The following is a 3,144-nucleotide window of genomic DNA, read 5'->3' as shown; positions in this document are numbered from 1 at the left end:
GAGCGGCGCGAGCGTCCGGGTGTCGAGCACCACGAACGTCGTGCGGCCCGGGTCGTCGTAGATCGACGAGGAGAGCACGAGCCTGCGGCCTCCGGCGAACGTTCCCTCCGTGAGCCCCGAGAACGTGACCCTCGGCACGCCAAGGTTGGCCGGGAGCACCCGTGTGCGCACTACGGCGCCGTCGCGGTCACGGACGAGGCGAAGCTGCGTCGCGCCGCCGCCGCGCTTCGTCACGGCGACGACATGGGCTCCGCCGGCGACCGCGATACCGGGCGCACCGTTCAGCACGGGAGGGGCAGGCCCGGCGGCCCGCGCGGCAGCCGGTAGGGCCAGACACGCGGCCAGGGCGATGACAAGGCGGGTCTTCATGAGAACCTCCGTGTAGGTCGTCAGGCTTACACCGCTCCACTCGCTCCGGTTCCGGAGGACGGGGTACGGTCGGCGCCCGTGGCCGGCCGCTCCCGCTTCGTCGTCGTCGCCCTCGCCGTCTACGCGGCCTGCGCGCTCTGGGCGACCTGGCCGGCGATCCGGCATGTCGACGGCGCGCACTACCTCGCGCGGCCCGCGGCCGGACACGGCCAGGCGGCGGCGGGCGACCACCTCCAGCTCGGTTGGGCATTCTGGCTCGTGGGGCACCAGCTCGAGCGGGGCGCATCCCCTCTGACCGACCCGTACTCGTTCCGGCCGGAGGCGGAGGCAGCGCCGAACCTCCAGGGCTGGCTGCTCGGACTGCCGTACTGGCCGCTCCGCGACGCCTTCGGGAACGTCTGGGCGTACGACCTCCTCGTGCTGCTCTCGTTCGTGCTCGCAGGCGGGCTCGCCTGCTGGTGGCTCCGCTCGCTCGGCGTCTCGCGCGCGGCGGCGCTCGTCGGCGGCGCCGTGTTCTGCCTGATGCCCTACCGCGTCGGCCAGTCGACGGGCCACCTGCTCGGCCTGATCGCCTTTCTGCTGCCGGCGCTGCTGCTCGCGCTCGAGCGGCGGCGCTACGTCGTCGCCGCCGTCGTGCTCGCGGCGATCCCCTTCTCGGGCCAGCTCCACCTCGCGATCGGGGCGATCCCGCTCGCGCTCGGTTACGCATGGGCCCGAACGCCGCGGAGCGACTGGTGGAAGGCAGGGGCGGGCAGCGCGGCGGCGGTCGCGGCAGGGCTGCTCGTCGACCGGTGGGCCGTGTCCGGGTCGATCGGCACGGGGCGCTCCTTCTCGCAGGTCGACCGCTACTCCGCCGAGATCTCGGACTTCGTGACCCGTGCGGTCGGAAGCGGCGCGGAGGAGCTCGTGTTCGTCGGCTGGCTGACGCCGCTCCTCGCGCTCGCGGGCCTCGTCACCATCCGGCGTCAGCGGGGCCTCGCCGTTCTGCTCGGGCTGGCTGTCCTCCTGCCGTCCCTGCTGGCGCTCGGCGCGAACCTCCCCGGCTACGAGACGCTCTGGCGCGCTGTCCCGGGCCTCGACGCGACCCGCGTCCCGGAGCGGTTCCTGCCGATTGCCTGCCTCGCCCTCGCAGCCCTGGCAGCGTTCGCGATCGAGCAAGTGCGGGCTCCCGGCCTCGCGGCCTCGGTCATCGCGGCAGCGGCGGTCGTGGTGCTTGCGGTCGACCTGCGGGTGCCGGTGTTCGGGGCGGTCGCCGCCGACACGCCCAGTCCCGCGTACGAGGCGATGCGCGGCGAGGGCCGCCTGCTCGAGCTCCCCGTCTTCCGCCCTGACGTCCACTACGGGAGTGTCTACGTCGGCTACGCACGGCAGAGCCCCAGGGAACGGCCACAGGGGTATTCGACGATTGCGCCGCGGCGTGCGGTCGGGGTCGCCCGCGAGCTCCGTCCGCTCTCGTGCGGGCGGGGGACCATCCCCCGAGATCTCGGCATCCGCTTTGTCGCGATCCAGCGCGGTCTCTATGCGCAGAGCGGGTTCTTCGCGGCCGGCTGCGCCGACCGAGCGGAGGCCATGCTCCGCGCCGACGGGTGGCGACGTCTCGCCCGCGACGGCCCGATCACGACCTATGCGCGCTAGACGTACGCTCGGCCGCCGTCGGCGGCCATCGCGCGCGCGACGGCGGCGAGGTTCGCGCGCCAGAGCTCCTCGGGCAGTGGCGGCAGGATGTCGTCCCAGATCGCCGCGAAGCTCGTCCGGAGCTGCGGCATCCGGGCGGGACGGGCGATGAACCACCAGTGGAGGTGGGCGCTCCCGTCGCCCCAGCGACCGACGTGCACCCGCCCGATGTCCCCGACCGAGTCAACAGCGCGCTCGACGCGCACGAGCAAGGGCCCGAGCTCGGCTGCGAGCCTGTCTGGCAGATCGCCCAGGTCACAGTGCTCGCGTGGCTGGAGGATCACGATCACGGGCAGCCCGCTCGGCTTCTCGAGCGGCGTCAGGAGCCAGCGCTCGTCGCTCCAGATCGCGTCCTCCTCGCTCCGGCGACAGCGCCAGCAGTCCGCCGGATCCTCCCCGAGCCGCGGCGGCTCGTCGGCCGGCGCGCGAAGCGGCCGGACTCGGATCTCGCCCTCGAACGGGAACGTCTCCCACTCGTCGAGCGGCGGCAACGGAAGCCGTCCCTCCGCGTCCGCGGCGGCGAGAGCGCGCGCGAAGAGCTCCTCGGCCGACTCACCCACAGCGCGATTGTGACGAACCGTCAGGCCCTGAGGCTCGACGACGGGATACGGCGACCCGGGGCTCAGGACGCGCGAAGCGGAACGAGCTCGAAGCGGTCGACGTCCACGAGGCCGCGGTCGGTCAGCTTCAGCGACGGGATGACGGAGAGCGCGAGGAACGCGAGGGTGAGGAACGGCGTCGCGCCCCTCCACCCCAGCCCCTGTGCTGCGTCGTTGCACGCGCGACTCTGCTCGACGACGACGTCGAGCGGCTGGTCCGAGAGCAGCCCTGCGACGGGGAGCGGGCACTCGGCGACGACACGGCCTCCATCGACGACGACGATGCCCCCGCCGAGCTCGGCGAGGCGCTGGGCGGCGAACGCCATGTCGTCGTCGTCGGCCCCGACGACGACGAGATTGTGGGCGTCGTGGGCGACGGTCGAGGCGAGCGCGCCGCGCCGCAGTCCCGAGCCCGACACGAGCCCGAGCCCGATCCGCCCCGTGCCGAGGTGTCGCTCCGCCACGGCGAGCTTCACGAGGTCGCGCTCCGGATCCGAGACGA

At 73.6% G+C, this 3,144-nt stretch carries 3 protein-coding genes and 1 pseudogene; 1 reads left to right on the top strand and 3 read right to left on the bottom strand.

Annotated elements, in window-relative coordinates:
* Window positions 1-369: pseudogene (locus VNM44_RS10245) on the bottom strand (hypothetical protein); the annotation flags it as partial.
* A gap of 78 nt (window positions 370-447) precedes the next feature.
* Here VNM44_RS10245 and VNM44_RS10240 point away from each other — a divergent pair.
* Entirely contained in the window at window positions 448-2,004 is a 1,557-nt protein-coding gene (locus VNM44_RS10240) for a hypothetical protein (RefSeq protein WP_325625777.1), read from the top strand.
* Here the strand turns inward: VNM44_RS10240 and VNM44_RS10235 are convergent.
* Window positions 2,001-2,603, bottom strand: a complete 603-nt coding sequence (locus tag VNM44_RS10235; protein ID WP_325625776.1) for a hypothetical protein — start codon at window positions 2,601-2,603, stop codon at window positions 2,001-2,003. The genes VNM44_RS10240 and VNM44_RS10235 overlap by 4 nt on opposite strands.
* A 62-nt stretch (window positions 2,604-2,665) precedes the next feature.
* Window positions 2,666-3,144: adenine deaminase C-terminal domain-containing protein (locus VNM44_RS10230; RefSeq protein WP_325625775.1), on the bottom strand; the 479-nt coding region annotated here is incomplete at its 5' end.

This window comes from Gaiella sp. (genome assembly GCF_035558935.1).
In the GTDB taxonomy this organism is placed as follows: Bacteria; Actinomycetota; Thermoleophilia; order Gaiellales; family Gaiellaceae; genus Gaiella.
The sequence above is the reverse complement of the archived record's forward strand: the minus strand, read 5'-3'. Positions and strand labels throughout refer to the sequence as shown.